The sequence below is a fragment of the Pseudomonas sp. LFS074 genome, from assembly GCF_047978165.1.
GTDB lineage: Bacteria > Pseudomonadota > Gammaproteobacteria > Pseudomonadales > Pseudomonadaceae > Aquipseudomonas > Aquipseudomonas putida_P.
This window is the reverse complement of record NZ_JBFPFV010000003.1, coordinates 483,834-501,799: the sequence shown is the minus strand read 5'-3', so window position 1 is coordinate 501,799 and position 17,966 is coordinate 483,834. Positions and strand designations below refer to the sequence as shown.

Below are 17,966 nucleotides of genomic sequence, written 5' to 3'. Positions count from 1 at the left end.
AGTGTCATTCACTCCTTGTCTGACCAGATTCGCTGGCAGACTACTAACCCGTAAGGAGCATTCATGCGTCATTACGAAATCATCTTCCTGGTTCACCCGGACCAGAGCGAGCAAGTCGGCGGCATGGTTGAGCGTTACACCAAGCTGATCGAAGAAGACGGTGGCAAGATCCACCGCCTGGAAGACTGGGGCCGTCGTCAACTGGCCTACGCAATCAACAATGTTCACAAGGCTCACTACGTGATGCTGAACGTTGAGTGCACCGGCAAGGCCCTGGCCGAGCTGGAAGACAACTTCCGCTACAACGATGCCGTTATCCGTAACCTGGTCATCCGTCGCGACGAAGCCGTTACCGGCCAGTCCGAGATGCTGAAGGCTGAAGAAAACCGCAGCGAGCGCCGTGAGCGTCGTGAGCGTCCTGAGCATGCTGACTCCGCCGAAGGCGACGACAGCAATGACAGCGACTCCAGCGATAACGCTGACGAGTAATCCACGGACCTTTAGAGGAGCCTATTAAATGGCACGTTTCTTCCGTCGTCGTAAATTCTGCCGCTTCACTGCTGAAGACGTGAAAGAGATCGACTTCAAAGATCTCAACACCCTGAAAGCTTACGTATCCGAAACCGGCAAGATCGTTCCAAGCCGTATCACCGGTACCAAAGCTCGTTATCAGCGTCAGCTGGCTACCGCTATCAAGCGCGCCCGCTTCCTGGCCCTGCTGCCCTACACCGACAGCCACGGCCGCTGAGACCGGGTCGTCGACAAGCAGTAAGGGATTAGCATGCGAGCGTTAGCAAGTTTCATCATGCGCGGTCGTGTGCAGGCCACCCTGGTGGTGGTCATCAGCGCGGTACTGCCGCTGCTGTTCTGGTTGAGTGCCGCTGCCTGCAGCCTTGTGCTGCTGCGGCGTGGGTTCAAGGATGCTACAACGGTCATCGCCGGCGGCCTGCTGGCCGGGCTGGCCGTATGGGTCATGGGCGATCCCATCACCTTTTTGGTGATTGCGGGTGCTGTGGCCTTGGCCGCCCTGTTGCGTGCCGAGCATCCCTGGAGCCGTGTGTTGCTGGTCAGTGCCGTGTTCGCCGTGGCTTTCAGCCTCGTGCTCGATCTGGCGCTGGCGCAAACCTTCGATGTGCTGGCCAAGGCGTTTGCCGAAGCCATGCCGAAAATCGAGGGGCAGCCGGTGCTCTCCGGTGAGCTGATCCGCCCTGTGCTGGTCGCTTCCACAGCAGTGACGGTGCAGTTGTTCAGTGTGCTGGCCTTGGTGCTGGCGCGCTACTGGCAGGCAGCGTTGTACAACCCTGGAGGCTTCGGTCGCGAGTTTCGCGCGCTGAAGTTGCCGAAACAGACCATGGCGGTCTTGGTGGCAGTGATGGTGGTGGCCCCGTTCATCGGGCCGCAGTTCATCATCCTGGCATCGGCCTCAAGCCTGGTTCTGGTGCTGGCCGGCATCGCTTTGATGCATGGGCTGGTGGCACAGGGCCGACTGGCTGGTTTCTGGCTGGTGGGCATGTACGTGACGCTGCCGCTGATCATGCAGCTGATTTACCCCTTGCTGATGGTTTTGGCCATTGTCGACAGCCTGATTGATTTTCGCGGTCGCAAGTCCCCCAAGGGGAATGACTCCGCGAACGGTGAAGGTTAAAAGTTAAGAGGTTTTACCAAATGGAACTGATCCTGCTGGAAAAAGTCGCTAACCTGGGCAACCTGGGCGACAAAGTAAAAGTTAAGGCTGGTTACGGCCGTAACTTCCTGCTGCCATTCGGCAAGGCCACCGTTGCCAACGCCGCCAACCTGGCTGCGTTCGAAGAACGTCGCGCCGAGCTGGAAAAAGCAGCTGCTGACAAGAAATCGTCGGCTGAAAGCCGTGCTGCCCAACTGGCCGAGCTGGAAGTGACCATCACTGCCACCGCTGGCGACGAAGGCAAGCTGTTCGGTTCGATCGGCACCCACGACATCGCTGACGCCCTGACCGCCTCCGGCGTAGAAGTGGCCAAAGCTGAAGTTCGTCTGCCGAACGGCACCATCCGTCAGGTTGGCGAATACGACGTAGCCGTGCACCTGCACAGCGACGTTGAAGCCACCGTACGTGTGGTCGTCGTAGCTGCCTAAGCTGCGCTAACTGGCTGGCTCCTTGCGAGTCAGGCGGTTAACATCGGGCACGGTCCTGTTTTTTACAGGCCGTGCCCTTTGTCTTTTTCATCCTCCAGAATTCTTTCGTGGCCATGAACGAGATCACCACCTCCGAACAGCTAGACCTGCAAACCGCAGCCCTGAAGGTACCGCCGCATTCCATCGAGGCCGAACAGGCCGTGCTCGGTGGCCTGATGCTGGACAACGATGCCTGGGAGCGGGTGCTGGACCAGGTGTCGGATGGTGACTTCTACCGGCATGACCACCGGCTGATCTTCCGCGCCGTGCACAAGTTGGTCGATGCCAACCAGCCATTCGACGTGGTGACCCTGCACGAGCAGTTGGACAAGGAAGGCCTGTCCTCGCAGGTAGGCGGCCTGGCGTACCTGGCCGAGCTGGCCAAGAACACCCCGTCGGTGGCCAACATCAAGGCCTACGCCGCGATCATTCGCGAACGGGCTACGCTGCGCCAGTTGATCAGTATCAGTACCGACATCGCCGACAACGCGTTCAACCCCCAGGGGCGCAACGCTGCAGAGATTCTCGACGATGCCGAGCGGCAAATCTTCCAGATCGCCGAGGCTCGGCCAAAAACCGGTGGCCCGGTAGGCGTCAACGAGCTGTTGACCATGGCCATCGACCGTATCGATACGCTGTTCAATTCCGACAGTGATATCACCGGTATCTCTACCGGGTACACCGACCTGGACGAAAAAACCAGCGGCCTGCAGGCTGCCGACTTGATCATCGTCGCCGGCCGTCCGTCGATGGGTAAAACCACCTTTGCCATGAACCTGGTTGAGAACGCCGTGCTACGCAGCGAAAAGGCGGTGCTGGTGTTCTCCCTCGAAATGCCAGGTGAATCGCTGATCATGCGTATGCTTTCCTCCCTTGGCCGTATCGATCAGACCAAGGTTCGTTCCGGCCAGCTGGACGACGACGACTGGCCACGCCTGACCTCGGCAGTCAACCTGCTTAACGACCGCAAGCTGTTCATCGACGATACCGCCGGCATCAGCCCGTCTGAAATGCGTGCGCGTACGCGGCGCTTGGCGCGTGAGCACGGTGAAATCGGCATGATCATGGTCGACTACCTGCAGCTGATGCAGATCCCGGGCTCTTCCGGTGATAACCGCACCAACGAGATTTCCGAAATTTCCCGCTCGCTCAAGGCCCTGGCCAAGGAATTCAACTGCCCGGTCATCGCCCTGTCGCAGCTGAACCGCTCCCTGGAACAGCGCCCGAACAAACGCCCGGTGAACTCCGACTTGCGTGAATCCGGTGCAATCGAGCAGGACGCCGACGTGATCATGTTCGTGTACCGCGACGAGGTGTACCACCCCGAGACCGAGCACAAGGGTGTGGCGGAAATCATCATCGGTAAACAGCGTAACGGCCCTATTGGCTTTGTGCGCCTGGCGTTTATCGGCAAGTACACCCGCTTCGAGAACCTCGCACCGGGCATGTACAACTTCGACGACGACGAATGAGAAGAGTCGGTAGAGGCTCGCCTCGTTAGAGCGACTCAATGTTCAGGCGGTCCTGATCCGCTTGGATATCTCAGCCTGAATGTCGTCAGTGGCGTCTTGCTGCTTTCTACCTTTACCCGCTCGGGTCTTTGTCGATGTCATTCCATGGTGCGGCAGCACCCTTTGTTTCTCTACAATGTATTCGTTGCCTTGACGGCGCTCCACGACTGCAACTGTGGTCGCGTAGCCAGAAACTTGAAACTTTGTAAGGGCGCTTAGGTCGCTGATATATGAGCTGCCGGTAAGCGGGTCGGGGAAAGCTGTGTCACATGCAAGTACATGAATTTGCCTGTTGTGCAGCTGGATATTGCGGCTTGTCAGTGCCTTGAAAGTGCGTGTTGCATCGTAAATATTGGTGCCGTCAGCACCTATCACGCCTGGAGCGCCATGGGCGCTGATATACAGGGTGGGTAATTTTCCGTCCGGTCGTTCTTGCCCAGTAAAAACAACAATTCCGTCGAACTCCGCCACGATAGGTCCGCGATAGGTCTTGTTGACGAATAGCTTACGAATGAACTCGAAAGCGTGCCCCGTCGGATCACGGCGGTTGATCGGGTCGCAAAGAGCAAATGAGTAGGTATTCAACCCTCCTTTTGCGAATGGGCTGTCGCTGTCTGGACTGTTGAAACGCATGAGATGAGGGTTGTAAGCGCGGTAGCCATTTCCCAGCAGGTAATGGCCGGTGACCAGATCCTCAAGCTCGCCTTTGAAGGCAGGTATTTGTCCGTGGTCGACTCTAGCGCCGTATGCACTGAAGGTCAGCTGGGTGCGGCCGTTTTGGTCAAGTGTGCAAGAGGGTGAATTGGACATTTCACTGCCGATCAAGCGGCTGTGATTTTCCTGGTGCGTGGTAAGGGTGCCTGGCCCTGCATTGAAGATACGGGTGAATCCACGGCCATCCAGCAATAGGGTTGGGCGATGAGACGCGTAGAATATTTTCATCACTTGCTTCCTGGGTTGGGTGTTTCCTAAATGCTAGGTGGGCCAGGAAGTTGATGAAACTGGCAACATTGCCAGATCATTCGAGGGAGATCAGCCGGCCATTGCAGTCGGATTAGGTCAAAATTTGTGCTATATCCCGCACCTGCTAGTTCCTATTACATCAGAGCCGGTTATCTGTTAGTACACCCGCTTCAATAACTTGGCGCCGGGTATGTATAACTTCGATGATGAATAAAGCCTGTTTTCGTGTAGCAGCGCGTAATTCACTGGGTTAGCAGGGACACCTCTGGGAGCGGCTTCAGTCGCGAAGAATCCAGCGCGGAGGATGGCACCGCCTGCGCCGGTGATCGCCGACACCCCGCGCCCCCAACTGTCGTCCCAGCTCATCAATCCCCACGAATCCAGTCGGATTTGGTCAAAATTTGTGCTATATTCCGCGCCCGCGATTTCCCTGCACACCAGAACCGGTCACTGACATGCAAGCAGCCAAACCACTCTACGACTATCCCAAGTACTGGGCCGAATGCTTCGGGCCAGCACCTTTCCTGCCGATGAGCAGGGAGGAGATGGATCTGCTCGGCTGGGATTCCTGCGACATCATCATCGTGACCGGTGATGCCTACGTCGACCACCCATCGTTCGGCATGGCCATCATCGGCCGTCTGCTGGAGGCCCAGGGCTTCCGCGTGGGCATCATCGCCCAGCCGAACTGGCAGTCGAAAGACGACTTCATGAAGCTCGGCGAGCCGAACCTGTTCTTCGGCGTGGCCGCCGGCAACATGGACTCGATGATCAACCGTTACACCGCAGACAAGAAGATCCGTTCCGACGACGCCTACACCCCAGGTGGCCTGGCCGGCAGCCGTCCGGACCGCGCCAGCCTGGTGTACAGCCAGCGCTGCAAGGAAGCCTACAAGCATGTGCCGATCGTGCTCGGCGGCATCGAGGCTTCGCTGCGCCGCATTGCCCACTACGACTACTGGCAGGACAAGGTTCGCCATTCGATCCTGATCGACGCCAGCGCCGATATCCTGCTGTTCGGCAACGCCGAGCGCGCGGTGGTCGAAGTGGCCCAGCGCCTGTCCAACGGCGAGAAGATCGAGACCATCACCGACGTGCGTGGCACCGCCTTCGTGCGCCGTGATACACCACAAGGCTGGTACGAAATCGACTCCACCCGTATCGACCGCCCGGGCCGCGTCGACAAGATCATCAACCCGTACGTGAACACCCAGGACACCCAGGCCTGCGCCATCGAGCAGGCCAAGGGCGACCAGGAAGACCCGAACGAAGCCAAGGTGGTGCAGATTCTCGACAGCCCGAGCGTGACCCGGGAAAAGTCGGTGATCCGCCTGCCGTCGTTCGAAAAGGTGCGTAACGACCCGGTACTCTACGCCCACGCCAACCGCGTGCTGCACCTGGAGACCAACCCAGGCAACGCCCGCGCACTGGTGCAGAAGCATGGCGAAGTGGATGTGTGGTTCAACCCGCCACCCATCCCCATGAGCACCGAAGAAATGGACTACGTGTTCGGCATGCCTTACGCCCGTGTGCCGCACCCGGCCTATGGCAAGGAGCGCATCCCGGCCTACGAAATGATCCGTTTCTCGGTGAACATCATGCGTGGCTGCTTTGGTGGCTGCACCTTCTGCTCGATCACCGAGCACGAAGGCCGCATCATCCAGAACCGCTCGCACGAATCGATCCTGAACGAGATCGAAGAGATGCGCGACAAGGTGCCGGGCTTCACCGGCGTGGTCTCCGACCTTGGCGGCCCGACTGCCAACATGTACCGCATCGCCTGCAAGAGCCACGACATCGAGAAGCACTGCCGCAAGCCGTCGTGCGTGTTCCCGGGCATCTGCGAAAACCTCAACACCGACCACAGCTCGCTGATCGAGCTGTACCGCAAGGCCCGTGCCTTGCCGGGTGTGAAGAAGATCCTGATCGCCTCCGGCCTGCGCTACGACCTGGCGGTGGAATCACCGGAGTACGTCAAGGAGCTGGTGACCCACCACGTTGGTGGTTACCTGAAGATTGCCCCGGAGCACACCGAGCGTGGCCCGTTGGACAAGATGATGAAGCCGGGTATCGGCACCTACGACCGCTTCAAGCGCATGTTCGAGAAGTTCTCGAAGGAAGCGGGCAAGGAGCAGTACCTGATCCCGTACTTCATCGCCGCCCACCCAGGCACCACCGACGAAGACATGATGAACCTGGCCCTGTGGCTGAAGGGCAACGGCTTCCGCGCCGACCAGGTGCAGGCGTTCTACCCGTCACCGATGGCGTCGGCTACGGCCATGTACCACTCGGGCAAGAACCCGCTGCGCAAGGTGACCTACAAGAGCGAAGGGGTGGAGATCGTCAAGAGCGACGAGCAACGCCGCCTGCACAAGGCGTTCTTGCGCTACCACGACCCGAAAGGCTGGCCAATGCTGCGTGAAGCGCTGGAGCGCATGGGCCGCGCCGACCTGATCGGGCCGGGTAAGCACCAACTGATCCCGCTGCACCAGCCGCAGAGCGATACCTACCAGAGCGCGCGCCGCAAGAACTCGACGCCGGCGGGTAGCCACAAGGTGGGCAAGGACCAGAAGATCCTGACCCAGCACACCGGTCTGCCGCCGCGTGCCAGCGATGGCAGCAAGCCTTGGGACAAGCGTGAGAAGGCCAAGGCCGAAGCGTTTGCCCGAAACGAGAAGGCGGCCAAGGAGCGCAAGGAAGCGGCCAAGGGTGGCAAGGGCAACAAGAAGCCACGTCAGCCTGTTATCCCGCGCTGATCGATCCATGTTGGGACCGCAAAGCGGTCCCAACATCTCAAGGTCAATCAGGCTTCTTGTCGACCCACTTCGGCGCCACCGGCGCGACGAAGCTGTCCATGCCATTTAGCAGCTCATCTGGCTGCTGCGCCAGCAGCAACATCGCCCGGTGCTGCGGGCGCACAAAGCCTTCTTCGACGATATGGTCGAGGAAGCCGCCCAGCTTGTCGTAGAAGCCATTCACATCGAGCAGCCCCAGCGGCTTGGCGTGATAGCCCAACTGCCCCCAGGTCCACACTTCGAACAACTCCTCCAGCGTACCGAGCCCGCCCGGCAAGGCAATGAAGGCATCGCTCAGCTCGGCCATGCGGGCCTTGCGTGCGTGCATGCCATCAACCACTTCAAGGCGGGTCAGGCCTTTGTGGCCGACTTCAGCGTCCAGCAGGCTCTGCGGAATGATCCCTACCACCTCGCCACCTGCTGCCATGGCCGCGTCGGCCACAACACCCATCAGGCCTACGGCACCTCCGCCATACACCAAGGTCAGGCCGCGACGCGCAATGGCCTGGCCCAGTGCGACGGCCGCTTCACGGTAGGCGGGGTTGGCGCCGATGCTGGCGCCGCAGAACACACAAACGGAACGTACGGGCATTGCTCATCTCCTGTCACTCAGGTGCACAGGGTACGGTGCATGTCCGTCGCTTCCAAGGCCGCTTTCACTCCGGCCGGGAGAATTCGCAGATGGCGCCGGTGGCTCCATGGGCGTAGGCAGCGAGCAGGCTATTCAGGAAGTTGGAGATGGGCATTTGGTATTGCTCCTAAATGAGAGGTTGTCCCATCGTCCAATAAAAGGGCATGATGTGCCCTTAGATTGGTTGTATACAATCCATTGAACAATTCTACTGGCTGGCCACTTGACACCCCCTTGACCCATATCAGCAAGGGGCTGAACGGGTTCAGGCAGTCTCGCAATTGATAAAACCCTGCCAAGGAGATTCATGATGTTTGCGAAAGCTGTAGCGGTATCCCTGCTGACCCTCGCCAGCGCCTCTGTCTTCGCCGCCGAGTGCTCGGTAACTGTCGAATCGACGGACCAAATGTCCTATACCACCAAGGAATTCACCGTCGACAAGAGCTGCAAGGAATTCACCGTCAAACTGACCCACTCCGGCAACCTGCCGAAGAACGTCATGGGCCACAACCTGGTGATCAGCAAGACTGCCGACATGCAGGGCATTGCTACCGAAGGCATGAGCCAGGGCATTGAAAAGGGTTACCTTAAGGAAGATAACGCCAACATCATCGCCCACACCGCAATGATCGGTGCGCCAGAAAAAGAAACCGAAGTGAAGTTCGACACTTCCAAGCTGGAAGCCGGTGGTGACTACAGCTTCTTCTGCACCTTCCCGGGCCACATCTCGATGATGAAAGGCAAGGTCATCGTCAAGTAACGATAGCGCTGCAGGGCTTTCGGGCCTATTCGCGGGCACGCCCGCTCCCACAGGTACACCACAAGGTTCAGCTTGCGTGGTGTATCTGTGGGTGCGGGCGTGCCCGCGAAGCTTTCATGGGGCGAACGGCAGTTCGCGCTTGTGCTGGGTCTTGCGGTAGGTGGCGACGATGATGTCGAACGCTGCCTGGTCAACCGGCTGCCCATGCAGGAAGGCATCGATCTGCTGGTAGGTCACGCCATGCGACGCTTCGTCCGGCTTGCCCGGCTCCAGGTCTTCCAGGTCCGCCGTCGGCACTTTCTCCACCAGTGACTCCGGTGCGCCGAAGCTGCGTGCAATCGCTCGCACCTGGTTCTTCACCAGCCCGCTCAGCGGCGCCAGGTCGCAGGCACCATCACCAAACTTGGTGAAGAAGCCCATCACCGCCTCGGCAGCGTGGTCGGTACCGATCACCAGGCCTGCGCGGGCGCCAGCGATGGTGTATTGGGCGACCATGCGCGTACGCGCCTTGACGTTGCCGACCACGAAGTCCACCAACGTCGGCGAGCCGTTCTTCAACTCCACCACTTCAGCCGCCAAAGCCCGTACCGCCGGGGCAATGTCCACGGTGTGCACTTCATCGGCCTTGATCACGTCCAGGCAGGCCTGGGCGTCATGCTCGTCATGCTGCACCTGGTACGGCAGGCGCACGGCTATGAAGGTGTAGGCCTTGTCGCCGGTCTCGGCGCGCAACTCGTTGATGGCGCGCTGGGCGAGCAGGGCGGCAGTCAGCGAGTCGACGCCACCGCTGATGCCCAGCACCAGGGTCTTGAGCCGGGCGTTGGCCAGGCAGCCCTTGATGAACGCCACGCGCCGGGCAACTTCGGCCTCAAGCGCTGCAGCGTCGGCGAACGGCGGCTGTACCTTCAGCGCCTGGGCAATCTCTTGCTGAACCGCTTGCATGGGTTACTCCTTGCTGGGGACTTTGAATACGTGGCGCATGTAGGCGACGAAGTTCTCGTCGCGGCACTGGGTCTTGGCGGCTTCGTCCGAGATCTTGGCCACCGGCGCGCCGTTGCAGTCGGTCATTTTAAGCACGATGCTCATTGGCGCCACACCCGGGATGTCGCAGGTCAGGTTGGTGCCGATGCCAAAACTGACGTTGATGCGACCGCGCAGGGCACGGAAGATCTCCAGCGAGCGGGTCAGGTTGAGGCCATCGGAAAACACCAGGGTCTTGGTCATCGGGTCGATACCCAGTTTCTGGTAATGGGCGATGGCCTTTTCTGCCCAGGCCACCGGCTCGCCCGAGTCGTGGCGCAGGCCGTCGAACAGCTTGGCGAAGTACAGATCGAAGTCGCCGAGGAAGGCATCCATGGTGATGCAGTCGGTCAGTGCGATGCCGAGCAGGCCGCGGTACTCGCGCACCCAGCAGTCCAGCGCGGCAATCTGGCTGTCGATCAGCCGTGGGCCGAGCTGCTGGTGGGCCATGATCCATTCATGGGCCATGGTGCCTAGCGGCTTGATATCCAGTTTCCATGCCAGGTCGACATTGCTGGTGCCGACGAAGCGGGCCGGAAAATCATCGCGCAACACGCGAACCACTTCTTCCTGCACGCGGCTGGAGAAGCGTCTACGGGTACCGAAGTCGGCTACCTGCAGTTCGGCCAGTTCTTCGTCGCTGGCATGCGCGCGCAGCCAGTCGAACTTGCGGTACAGCTGGTCGCGCGCCTCGGCCAGGCGCATGTGCGGGTGCAGCTGGCGGTTGCGCACTTCGCTGATGATGGCCAGCAGCGGCACTTCGAACAGGATTACATGCAGCCATGGGCCTTTCAGGCGCAGGAACAGCTGGTCGTTCTCGATGCCGACGCGCACATAGCGCAAGTTGAAGCGAAACAGGCGCAGAAAGCGCAGGAAGTCGGGCTTGAGGAAGCTGATGCGTTCCAGGAAAGGCAGTTGGCCATCGTCCAGCGTAAGGTCGTTGAGCCGTTCCAGCTGGTTGCGGATCTCGCCGAGGTAAGGGCGCAAGTCCTCGCCGTTGCGGCAGCGGAATTCCCATTCGACGTCGGCGTCCGGGTAGTTGTGCAGCACACCCTGCATCATGGTGAGTTTGTAGAAGTCGGTGTCGAGCAGGTTGTGCACGATGCGCTCGGCGAATGCGCTTTCGCTCATCAAGGGGGCTCCGGAAGCGGCGAATGGCCGACATTGTGCCAGCCTTTTGCGCCTTGTTGTGCCTGTTCCGGCCCGCGAAGAAGCCAGAACAGCCAAAACAGAGGTGTTTTTCCGTGCACCGGCTAGCCTTCAAACGGTGCCGCCTGTAGCAGTCGCGCACCAGCGGTGTGCACTTCGGTGACGTCCGCTGTTACAGGGCGGTTGCACGTAAACACTTGCCGAGGTTGCAATGATGGCACCAGGCGGTTGCTCCTTGTCTGTACGTGTGGTGGCGCCCGCCGCACGGCAGACGGTTGCACGCTCAATAAAGAAAAGGCCGCCGGTCGCCTGCTGGCACCCTGCACAGTGTGTTTTCCCGGAAGACAAAACCTATGGCACGGCCCTTGCTCAGAGCACAGGGCTGAGAAGTTGTAGTGCCAACCAAAAAAAACTCTAGGAGCACCACCTCATGTCGCAGACGTTTTACAAGAAAGGTTTCCTGGCTCTGGCCGTAGCTACGGCACTGGGTGTTTCTTCGTATGTTCAGGCCGACGTCAAGATCGGTGTAGCGGGCCCCATGACCGGGGCAAACGCAGCGTTTGGCGAGCAGTACATGAAAGGTGCGCAGGCAGCGGCCGACAAGATCAACGCCGCCGGTGGCGTGAACGGCGAGAAAATCGTCCTGGTCAAAGGCGATGACGCCTGTGAACCGAAGCAGGCCGTGGCCGTGGCCAACCGCCTGGTGGATCAGGACAAGGTGATCGGCGTGGTCGGCCACTTCTGTTCCTCCAACACCATCCCGGCGTCCGAGGTGTATGACGAGGCGGGTGTCATCGCCATTACTCCGGGCTCCACCAACCCACAGGTTACCGAGCGCGGCCTGAGCGCCATGTTCCGCATGTGCGGCCGTGACGACCAGCAGGGTATCGTCGCTGGCGACTACATCGTCGACGTGCTCAAGGGCAAGAAAGTCGCGGTACTGCACGACAAGGACACCTATGGCCAGGGCCTGGCGGACGCGACCAAGGCGCAGCTGGAAAAACGCGGCGTGAAGCCAGTGTTGTACGAAGGCCTGACCCGTGGCGAGAAAGACTTCAGCGCCGTAGTGACCAAGATCCGCTCCACCGGCGCCGACGTGGTCTACTTCGGTGGTCTGCACCCGGAAGCCGGCCCGCTGGTACGCCAGATGCGCGAGCAGGGCCTGAAGGACGTCAAGTTCATGTCCGATGACGGCATCGTCACCGACGAACTGGTGTCCACCGCTGGCGGTGCGCAGTACGTCGATGGCGTGTACATGACCTTCGGTGCCGACCCGCGCCTGCTGCCAGACAGCAAGGCGGTGGTGGAGGAGTTCCGTAAGGCCGGTACCGAACCTGAAGGCTACACCCTGTACGCTTATGCCTCGCTGCAGGCCCTGGCCGCCGCGTTCAATGGCGCCAAGTCGAACAAAGGCGAAGACGCTGCCAAGTGGCTCAAGGCCAACCCGGTGCAGACCGTCATGGGCGAGAAAAAGTGGGACAGCAAAGGTGACCTGACCGTCTCCGACTATGTGGTCTACCAGTGGGACGAGACCGGTAAATACCACCAGCTGGAAAAACAAAAATAAAAACGGCCCACGGCCCGGGCTGATGCTCGGGCCCAAGCCCCGCGGTACCAGTCTTTATTCGTAGATCTGCACAGTTCTGCGCTGCGAGGGCCCCGCTCAGGTGGCCCGCGCCGTGGTCGGCGCTCGTGCAATCTCAATCAGGTGAGATTGCGTTATGGATGGTATTTTCCTGCAGCAACTGGTCAACGGCCTGACCCTCGGGTCGGTCTATGGCCTGATCGCCATCGGCTACACAATGGTCTATGGCATCATCGGCATGATCAACTTCGCGCACGGCGAGGTGTATATGATTTCCGCGTACCTCGCGGCAATCAGCCTGGCATTGCTGGCTTACTTCGGCGTCGAGTCGTTCCCGCTACTGATGTTGGGCACGCTGTTGTTCACCGTCGTCGTCACGGGCGTCTATGGCTTCACCATCGAGCGCATCGCCTACAAACCCCTGCGTAACTCCACCCGTCTGGCGCCGCTGATCAGTGCCATCGGCATTTCGCTGATCCTGCAGAACTACGCTCAGATCAGCCAGGGCGCCCGCCAGCAAGGCGTGCCAACCTTGCTGGAAGGTGCCATGCGTGTCGAAGTCGGCACCGGCTTCGTGCAACTGACCTATACCAAGATCTTCATTCTGGTGGCAGCCTTCGTCGGCATGGGCCTGCTGACCTACGTGATCAAGTACACCAAGCTCGGCCGCATGTGCCGTGCCACCCAGCAAGACCGCAAGATGGCCTCGATCCTGGGCATCAACACCGACCGGGTAATCTCCTACGTGTTCGTCATCGGTGCAGTGATGGCCGCCCTGGCCGGCGTGCTGATCACCATGAACTACGGCACGTTCGACTTCTATGCCGGCTTCATCATCGGTATCAAGGCATTCACCGCCGCGGTGCTCGGGGGGATCGGCTCACTGCCTGGCGCCATGCTCGGCGGCATCATCCTGGGTATTTCCGAGTCGCTGTTCTCTGGCTTGATCAACTCCGACTACAAGGATGTGTTCAGCTTCTCGCTGCTGGTGATGATCCTTATCTTCCGCCCACAAGGCCTGCTGGGTCGCCCGCTCGTGGCTAAGGTGTGATGAACATGTCCGTTGCCAAAACTGCCTCTGTTAGCGAAACCAAGGGTTTCGACATTAAACGCAGCCTGCTGGAGACCCTCGTCGCTGGCCTGCTGGCACTCATCGTGTTTGGCCCGGTCGTTGGCGTGGTGCTCGACGGCTACACCTTCAATGCCGAGCCGCGCCGCGTGGCGTGGCTGGTCGGTGGTGTGATGGTCGGGCGCTTCCTGCTCAGCCTGTTCCTGCAGACTGCCCCTGGGCAGCGCATGCTCCAGGGCTTCGACAGCGGTGGCTCGGGCGTGCATGTGAATGCCCCGGACTACAAGTCGCGCCTGCGCTACATCATCCCTGCACTGATCGTGATTGCCATCGTCTTCCCGATCTTCGCCAACAAGTACCTGCTGACCGTGGTCATCCTCGGCCTGATCTACGTGCTGCTGGGCCTTGGCCTGAACATCGTGGTCGGCTTGGCCGGCCTGCTCGACCTGGGCTACGTGGCGTTCTACGCCATCGGTGCCTACGGCCTGGCGCTGGGTTACCAGTACCTCGGCCTGGGCTTCTGGAGCGTGCTGCCGCTGGCGGCCATCGCTGCGGCGCTGGCGGGGTGCATCCTTGGTTTCCCGGTGCTACGAATGCACGGTGACTACCTGGCGATCGTGACCCTGGGCTTTGGCGAGATCATCCGCCTGGTGCTGAACAACTGGCTGTCGTTCACCGGTGGCCCCAACGGCATGCCGGCGCCTTCGCCAACCTTCTTCGGCCTGGAGTTCGGCCGCCGGGCCAAGGATGGCGGGGTGCCGATCCACGAGTTCTTCGGCTTCGAGTACAACGTCAACCTCAAGTTCGTGTTCATCTACGCCGTGCTGTTCCTGGTTGTGCTGGCCGTGCTGTACATCAAGCACCGCCTGACTCGCATGCCGGTCGGCCGGGCCTGGGAAGCGCTGCGCGAAGACGAAATCGCCTGCCGTTCGATGGGCTTGAACCACGTGCTGGTCAAGCTTTCGGCGTTTACCTTGGGTGCCTCCACCGCCGGCTTGGCCGGGGTGTTCTTCGCCACCTACCAGGGCTTCGTCAACCCGTCGTCATTCACCTTCTTCGAGTCGGCGCTGATCTTGGCCATCGTCGTACTGGGTGGCATGGGGTCGACCGTGGGCGTGGTCATCGCGGCGTTCGTGCTTACAGTGGCGCCGGAGCTGCTGCGCAGCTTCTCCGAGTACCGGGTGTTGCTGTTCGGCGTGTTGATGGTGCTGATGATGATCTGGCGACCGCGTGGGCTGATCCGCATCAGCCGTACCGGTGTGACCCCGCGTAAAGGAGTGGCGCCATGAGCGACGATATCATTCTCTCGGTCGACAACCTGATGATGCAGTTCGGTGGCATCAAGGCGCTCAGCGACGTCAGCCTCAAGGTCCGGCGCAATCAGATCTTTGCCTTGATCGGCCCCAACGGCGCCGGCAAGACCACGGTATTCAACTGCCTGACCGGCTTCTACAAGGCCAGTGGCGGGCGTATCGAGCTGAACGTGCGCGGCAGCCACACCAACGTCATCCAGCTGCTTGGCGAACGCTTCCAGGCGGCCGATTTCGTGTCGCCTGCGCGCTTTGCCAACCGCATGTACTACAAGATGTTCGGCGGCACCCACCTGGTCAACCGCGCGGGCCTGGCACGCACCTTCCAGAACATTCGCCTGTTCAAGGAAATGTCGGTGGTGGAGAACCTGCTGGTGGCCCAGCACATGTGGGTCAATCGCAACCTGCTGGCCGGGGTGCTCAACACCAAGGCCTACCGCAAGGCCGAAAGCGATGCGTTGGACCACGCGTTCTACTGGCTTGAAGTGGTCGACCTGGTCGACTGCGCCAACCGCCTGGCCGGCGAGTTGTCGTACGGCCAGCAGCGGCGCCTGGAAATTGCCCGAGCCATGTGCACACGGCCGAAAATCATCTGCCTGGATGAACCGGCGGCGGGCCTGAACCCCCAGGAAACCGAAGCCCTCAGCCGCATGATCCGCGTACTGCGTGACGAGCACGACATCACCGTGGTGCTGATCGAGCATGACATGGGCATGGTCATGAGCATTTCCGACCATATCGTGGTGCTGGACCATGGCAACGTGATTGCCGAAGGCGCGCCGCAGGACATCCGCCACAACCCGACGGTGATCGCCGCCTACCTGGGTGCAGACGAAGAGGAACTGGTATGAGTGCACCCATTCTGGAGCTGAAGGACCTGGACGTGTTCTATGGGCCGATCCAGGCGTTGAAAAAGGTCTCGATGCACATCAACGAAGGTGAGACGGTCAGCCTGATTGGTGCCAACGGTGCCGGTAAGTCGACCCTGCTGATGTCGATTTTCGGCCAGCCGCGGGCAGCGTCTGGGCATATCGTCTATCGCGGCACCGACATTACCCGCAAGTCGTCGCACTACATCGCCTCCAACGGTATTGCCCAGTCGCCGGAAGGGCGCCGGGTGTTCCCTGACATGACCGTCGAGGAAAACCTGATGATGGGTACCATCCCCATCGGCGACAAACATGCCGACGAAGACATGCAGCGCATGTACGAGTTGTTCCCACGCTTGAAGGAGCGGCGTAACCAGCGGGCCATGACCATGTCCGGTGGCGAGCAGCAGATGTTGGCGATTGCCCGGGCGCTGATGAGCCGGCCGAAGTTGTTGTTGCTGGACGAGCCCTCGCTGGGGCTGGCGCCGATCGTGGTCAAGCAGATCTTCTCGACCTTGCGAGAGCTGGCCAAGACCGGGATGACCATCTTCCTGGTGGAGCAGAACGCCAACCATGCGCTGAAACTGTCGGACCGGGCGTATGTGATGGTCAACGGGCAGATTCGCATGACCGGTACCGGGCAGGAGCTGTTGGTCAACGAGGAGGTGCGTAACGCCTACCTTGGCGGGCACTGAGTTGTATTCGGGGGCTGCAAGGCAGCCCCATTCTCAATGTGGACAACTTGCCGCGTCTTGCTCTCGACACACACCAATACTCCCTCACAAACCCTTGTTTCCACAAAGTTGATCTTGTCCACGGATAATGTGGAACCGCCTGTGGAAAACATGGTGGCATCTCGCTCCAGCCCACTGATACCAGGCTCTGCAGCGATGCGATCATTTTTTGATCACATCCCCGTTGTGGATGATTTTCCAAGGTTTCCCACAGCCCTGAAAGCACCCCGGAATTAGCGCCGAACCTGTGCATAACTCTGTGCAAAAACCTTGGACAGACCGCTGCAGGCGGCATGCTTGAAAGCCTTGCGCCATCACCTGAAAGATATCCACCGACCACGGAGCGCTGAATGGGTTCCGCACGGTGGAAAAGTTGCCCCCAATCCGTGGGGAAAGCCTTGTGGATAACATGCGCATACCTGTCGGCGAGCCCTCTGCCACAAGGGTTTGCCGAATATGAACAAAAAATGATCAGTGCCTTGAACGGCTTGCTGCCGGCGCTTGGCGAGGGCATGCTGCAAAGCTGCCATGAGAACCTACCTTGAGGAACAGAGCATGACGTCCACCGTATTCATCACTGGTGCCACTTCCGGTTTCGGTGAGGCCACCGCCCGCCGCTTCGCTGAGGCTGGCTGGAAGCTGGTGCTCACTGGCCGCCGCAAGGAGCGCCTGGACGCCCTGTGCGCCGAGCTGTCGGCAAAGACCGAAGTGCATGGCCTGGTGCTCGACGTACGTGACCGCAAGGCCATGGAGCAGGCCATCGCCAATCTGCCGGCCGGGTTCGAAAAGATTCGCGGCCTGGTCAACAACGCCGGCCTTGCATTGGGTGTGGATGCGGCGCAGAACTGTAGCCTGGACGACTGGGAAACCATGGTCGATACCAACATCAAGGGCCTGATGTACACCACCCGGCTGCTGCTGCCACGGCTGATCGCCCATGGCCGCGGCGCTTCGATCCTCAACGTAGGTTCCGTGGCGGGCAACTACCCGTACCCGGGCAGCAACGTCTACGGTGGCACCAAGGCCTTCGTCGGCCAGTTCTCGTTGAGCCTGCGCTGCGACCTGCGCGGCACCGGCGTGCGCGTGAGCAACATCGAGCCGGGCCTGTGCGAGAGCGAGTTCTCGCTGGTGCGTTTCGGCGGTGACCAGGCCAAGTACGACGCCACCTACGCAGGTGCCGAGCCGATCCAGCCGCAGGACATTGCCGAGACCATCTTCTGGATCCTTAACCAGCCGGCGCACATCAACATCAACAGCCTGGAGCTGATGCCGGTGAGTCAGGACTGGGCAGGCTTCTCGATCGACCGGTCGGCCAAGGGCTGATCCAAGGGCCTTTTCGCGGGTAAACCCGCTCCCACAGGTACTGTGCAATCCTTGTGGGAGCACCGGTCTTGCACAAAACCTAAAAGCTGGCGCGAT

17 protein-coding genes are annotated in these 17,966 nt (G+C 60.3%); 13 read left to right on the top strand and 4 right to left on the bottom strand.

Annotated elements, in window-relative coordinates:
• Positions 1-63 precede the first annotated feature (63 nt).
• From rpsF to dnaB, 5 genes are all read left to right on the top strand, one after another.
• Positions 64-489: a 30S ribosomal protein S6 gene (rpsF, locus tag ACNQP3_RS26325; protein WP_003249557.1), complete on the top strand. Its 426-nt coding sequence runs from the start codon at positions 64-66 to the stop codon at positions 487-489.
• Between the two features lie 28 nt (positions 490-517).
• Positions 518-748 (top strand): 30S ribosomal protein S18, encoded by a 231-nt coding sequence (gene rpsR / locus ACNQP3_RS26320; RefSeq protein ID WP_003249563.1) that lies wholly within the window; start codon positions 518-520, stop codon positions 746-748.
• Positions 749-781: 33 nt separating this feature from the next.
• Positions 782-1,645: a hypothetical protein gene (locus ACNQP3_RS26315; protein WP_012274446.1), complete on the top strand. Its 864-nt coding sequence runs from the start codon at positions 782-784 to the stop codon at positions 1,643-1,645.
• 20 nt (positions 1,646-1,665) lie between these two features.
• The gene (gene rplI / locus ACNQP3_RS26310) at positions 1,666-2,112 is read left to right on the top strand and encodes a 50S ribosomal protein L9 (RefSeq protein WP_012274445.1); all 447 of its coding nucleotides are present in this window, start codon (positions 1,666-1,668) and stop codon (positions 2,110-2,112) included.
• Positions 2,113-2,225: 113 nt separating this feature from the next.
• On the top strand, positions 2,226-3,623 hold the full coding sequence (dnaB, locus tag ACNQP3_RS26305) for a replicative DNA helicase (RefSeq protein ID WP_012274444.1): 1,398 nt from the start codon (positions 2,226-2,228) through the stop codon (positions 3,621-3,623).
• Between the two features lie 42 nt (positions 3,624-3,665).
• On the opposite strand, the gene ACNQP3_RS26300 is transcribed toward dnaB, so the two are convergent.
• A complete protein-coding gene (locus tag ACNQP3_RS26300) occupies positions 3,666-4,604 on the bottom strand; it encodes an RHS repeat-associated core domain-containing protein (protein ID WP_060514284.1) in 939 nt (312 codons plus the stop codon).
• A gap of 476 nt (positions 4,605-5,080) precedes the next feature.
• On the opposite strand from ACNQP3_RS26300, the gene ACNQP3_RS26295 reads away from it, so the two are divergent.
• Positions 5,081-7,381, top strand: coding sequence for a YgiQ family radical SAM protein (locus ACNQP3_RS26295; RefSeq protein ID WP_041166605.1), 2,301 nt, complete (start codon positions 5,081-5,083; stop codon positions 7,379-7,381).
• A 43-nt stretch (positions 7,382-7,424) separates the two neighbouring features.
• On the opposite strand, the gene ACNQP3_RS26290 is transcribed toward ACNQP3_RS26295, so the two are convergent.
• Positions 7,425-8,012, bottom strand: coding sequence for a TIGR00730 family Rossman fold protein (locus tag ACNQP3_RS26290; RefSeq protein WP_060494310.1), 588 nt, complete (start codon positions 8,010-8,012; stop codon positions 7,425-7,427).
• Positions 8,013-8,361: 349 nt separating this feature from the next.
• Here ACNQP3_RS26290 and azu point away from each other — a divergent pair, with 349 nt between their 5' ends.
• The gene (azu, locus tag ACNQP3_RS26285) at positions 8,362-8,811 is read left to right on the top strand and encodes an azurin (RefSeq protein ID WP_008099951.1); all 450 of its coding nucleotides are present in this window, start codon (positions 8,362-8,364) and stop codon (positions 8,809-8,811) included.
• 114 nt (positions 8,812-8,925) lie between these two features.
• On the opposite strand, the gene nadE is transcribed toward azu, so the two are convergent.
• Positions 8,926-9,753, bottom strand: coding sequence for an ammonia-dependent NAD(+) synthetase (gene nadE, locus ACNQP3_RS26280; RefSeq protein ID WP_060494309.1), 828 nt, complete (start codon positions 9,751-9,753; stop codon positions 8,926-8,928).
• A 3-nt stretch (positions 9,754-9,756) separates the two neighbouring features.
• The gene (gene pncB, locus ACNQP3_RS26275) at positions 9,757-10,962 is read right to left on the bottom strand and encodes a nicotinate phosphoribosyltransferase (RefSeq protein ID WP_012274438.1); all 1,206 of its coding nucleotides are present in this window, start codon (positions 10,960-10,962) and stop codon (positions 9,757-9,759) included.
• Positions 10,963-11,410: 448 nt separating this feature from the next.
• On the opposite strand from pncB, the gene ACNQP3_RS26270 reads away from it, so the two are divergent.
• The 6 genes from ACNQP3_RS26270 to ACNQP3_RS26245 all read left to right on the top strand — a co-directional run bounded on the left by ACNQP3_RS26270 (position 11,411) and on the right by ACNQP3_RS26245 (position 17,870).
• Positions 11,411-12,547, top strand: a complete 1,137-nt coding sequence (locus tag ACNQP3_RS26270) for a branched-chain amino acid ABC transporter substrate-binding protein (RefSeq protein WP_264316600.1) — start codon at positions 11,411-11,413, stop codon at positions 12,545-12,547.
• Between the two features lie 154 nt (positions 12,548-12,701).
• Positions 12,702-13,616 carry an ABC transporter permease subunit gene (locus ACNQP3_RS26265; protein WP_012274436.1) on the top strand — a complete coding sequence of 305 codons (915 nt, stop codon included), beginning with the start codon at positions 12,702-12,704 and terminating at the stop codon, positions 13,614-13,616.
• Between the two features lie 5 nt (positions 13,617-13,621).
• Positions 13,622-14,923, top strand: a complete 1,302-nt coding sequence (livM, locus tag ACNQP3_RS26260) for a high-affinity branched-chain amino acid ABC transporter permease LivM (RefSeq protein WP_264316599.1) — start codon at positions 13,622-13,624, stop codon at positions 14,921-14,923.
• Positions 14,920-15,795, top strand: a complete 876-nt coding sequence (locus tag ACNQP3_RS26255; protein ID WP_010955466.1) for an ATP-binding cassette domain-containing protein — start codon at positions 14,920-14,922, stop codon at positions 15,793-15,795. Before livM ends, ACNQP3_RS26255 begins: the two co-directional genes overlap by 4 nt.
• On the top strand, positions 15,792-16,508 hold the full coding sequence (locus tag ACNQP3_RS26250; RefSeq protein WP_004576969.1) for an ABC transporter ATP-binding protein: 717 nt from the start codon (positions 15,792-15,794) through the stop codon (positions 16,506-16,508). The genes ACNQP3_RS26255 and ACNQP3_RS26250 overlap by 4 nt, the downstream gene beginning before the upstream one ends.
• A 594-nt stretch (positions 16,509-17,102) precedes the next feature.
• Complete coding sequence (locus ACNQP3_RS26245) at positions 17,103-17,870, top strand: SDR family oxidoreductase (RefSeq protein ID WP_012274433.1); 768 nt, start codon at positions 17,103-17,105, stop codon at positions 17,868-17,870.
• Positions 17,871-17,966: the final 96 nt, after the last annotated feature.

Bases quoted from the DNA above. Each gene is read 5' to 3' on its own strand.
- rpsF (WP_003249557.1), top strand. From the start codon at position 64: ATGCGTCATTACGAAATCATCTTCCTGGTTCACCCGGACCAGAGCGAG.
- rpsR (WP_003249563.1), top strand. From the start codon at position 518: ATGGCACGTTTCTTCCGTCGTCGTAAATTCTGCCGCTTCACTGCTGAA.
- ACNQP3_RS26315 (WP_012274446.1), top strand. From the start codon at position 782: ATGCGAGCGTTAGCAAGTTTCATCATGCGCGGTCGTGTGCAGGCCACC.
- rplI (WP_012274445.1), top strand. From the start codon at position 1,666: ATGGAACTGATCCTGCTGGAAAAAGTCGCTAACCTGGGCAACCTGGGC.
- dnaB (WP_012274444.1), top strand. From the start codon at position 2,226: ATGAACGAGATCACCACCTCCGAACAGCTAGACCTGCAAACCGCAGCC.
- ACNQP3_RS26300 (WP_060514284.1), bottom strand. From the start codon at position 4,604: ATGAAAATATTCTACGCGTCTCATCGCCCAACCCTATTGCTGGATGGC.
- ACNQP3_RS26295 (WP_041166605.1), top strand. From the start codon at position 5,081: ATGCAAGCAGCCAAACCACTCTACGACTATCCCAAGTACTGGGCCGAA.
- ACNQP3_RS26290 (WP_060494310.1), bottom strand. From the start codon at position 8,012: ATGCCCGTACGTTCCGTTTGTGTGTTCTGCGGCGCCAGCATCGGCGCC.
- azu (WP_008099951.1), top strand. From the start codon at position 8,362: ATGTTTGCGAAAGCTGTAGCGGTATCCCTGCTGACCCTCGCCAGCGCC.
- nadE (WP_060494309.1), bottom strand. From the start codon at position 9,753: ATGCAAGCGGTTCAGCAAGAGATTGCCCAGGCGCTGAAGGTACAGCCG.
- pncB (WP_012274438.1), bottom strand. From the start codon at position 10,962: ATGAGCGAAAGCGCATTCGCCGAGCGCATCGTGCACAACCTGCTCGAC.
- ACNQP3_RS26270 (WP_264316600.1), top strand. From the start codon at position 11,411: ATGTCGCAGACGTTTTACAAGAAAGGTTTCCTGGCTCTGGCCGTAGCT.
- ACNQP3_RS26265 (WP_012274436.1), top strand. From the start codon at position 12,702: ATGGATGGTATTTTCCTGCAGCAACTGGTCAACGGCCTGACCCTCGGG.
- livM (WP_264316599.1), top strand. From the start codon at position 13,622: ATGTCCGTTGCCAAAACTGCCTCTGTTAGCGAAACCAAGGGTTTCGAC.
- ACNQP3_RS26255 (WP_010955466.1), top strand. From the start codon at position 14,920: ATGAGCGACGATATCATTCTCTCGGTCGACAACCTGATGATGCAGTTC.
- ACNQP3_RS26250 (WP_004576969.1), top strand. From the start codon at position 15,792: ATGAGTGCACCCATTCTGGAGCTGAAGGACCTGGACGTGTTCTATGGG.
- ACNQP3_RS26245 (WP_012274433.1), top strand. From the start codon at position 17,103: ATGACGTCCACCGTATTCATCACTGGTGCCACTTCCGGTTTCGGTGAG.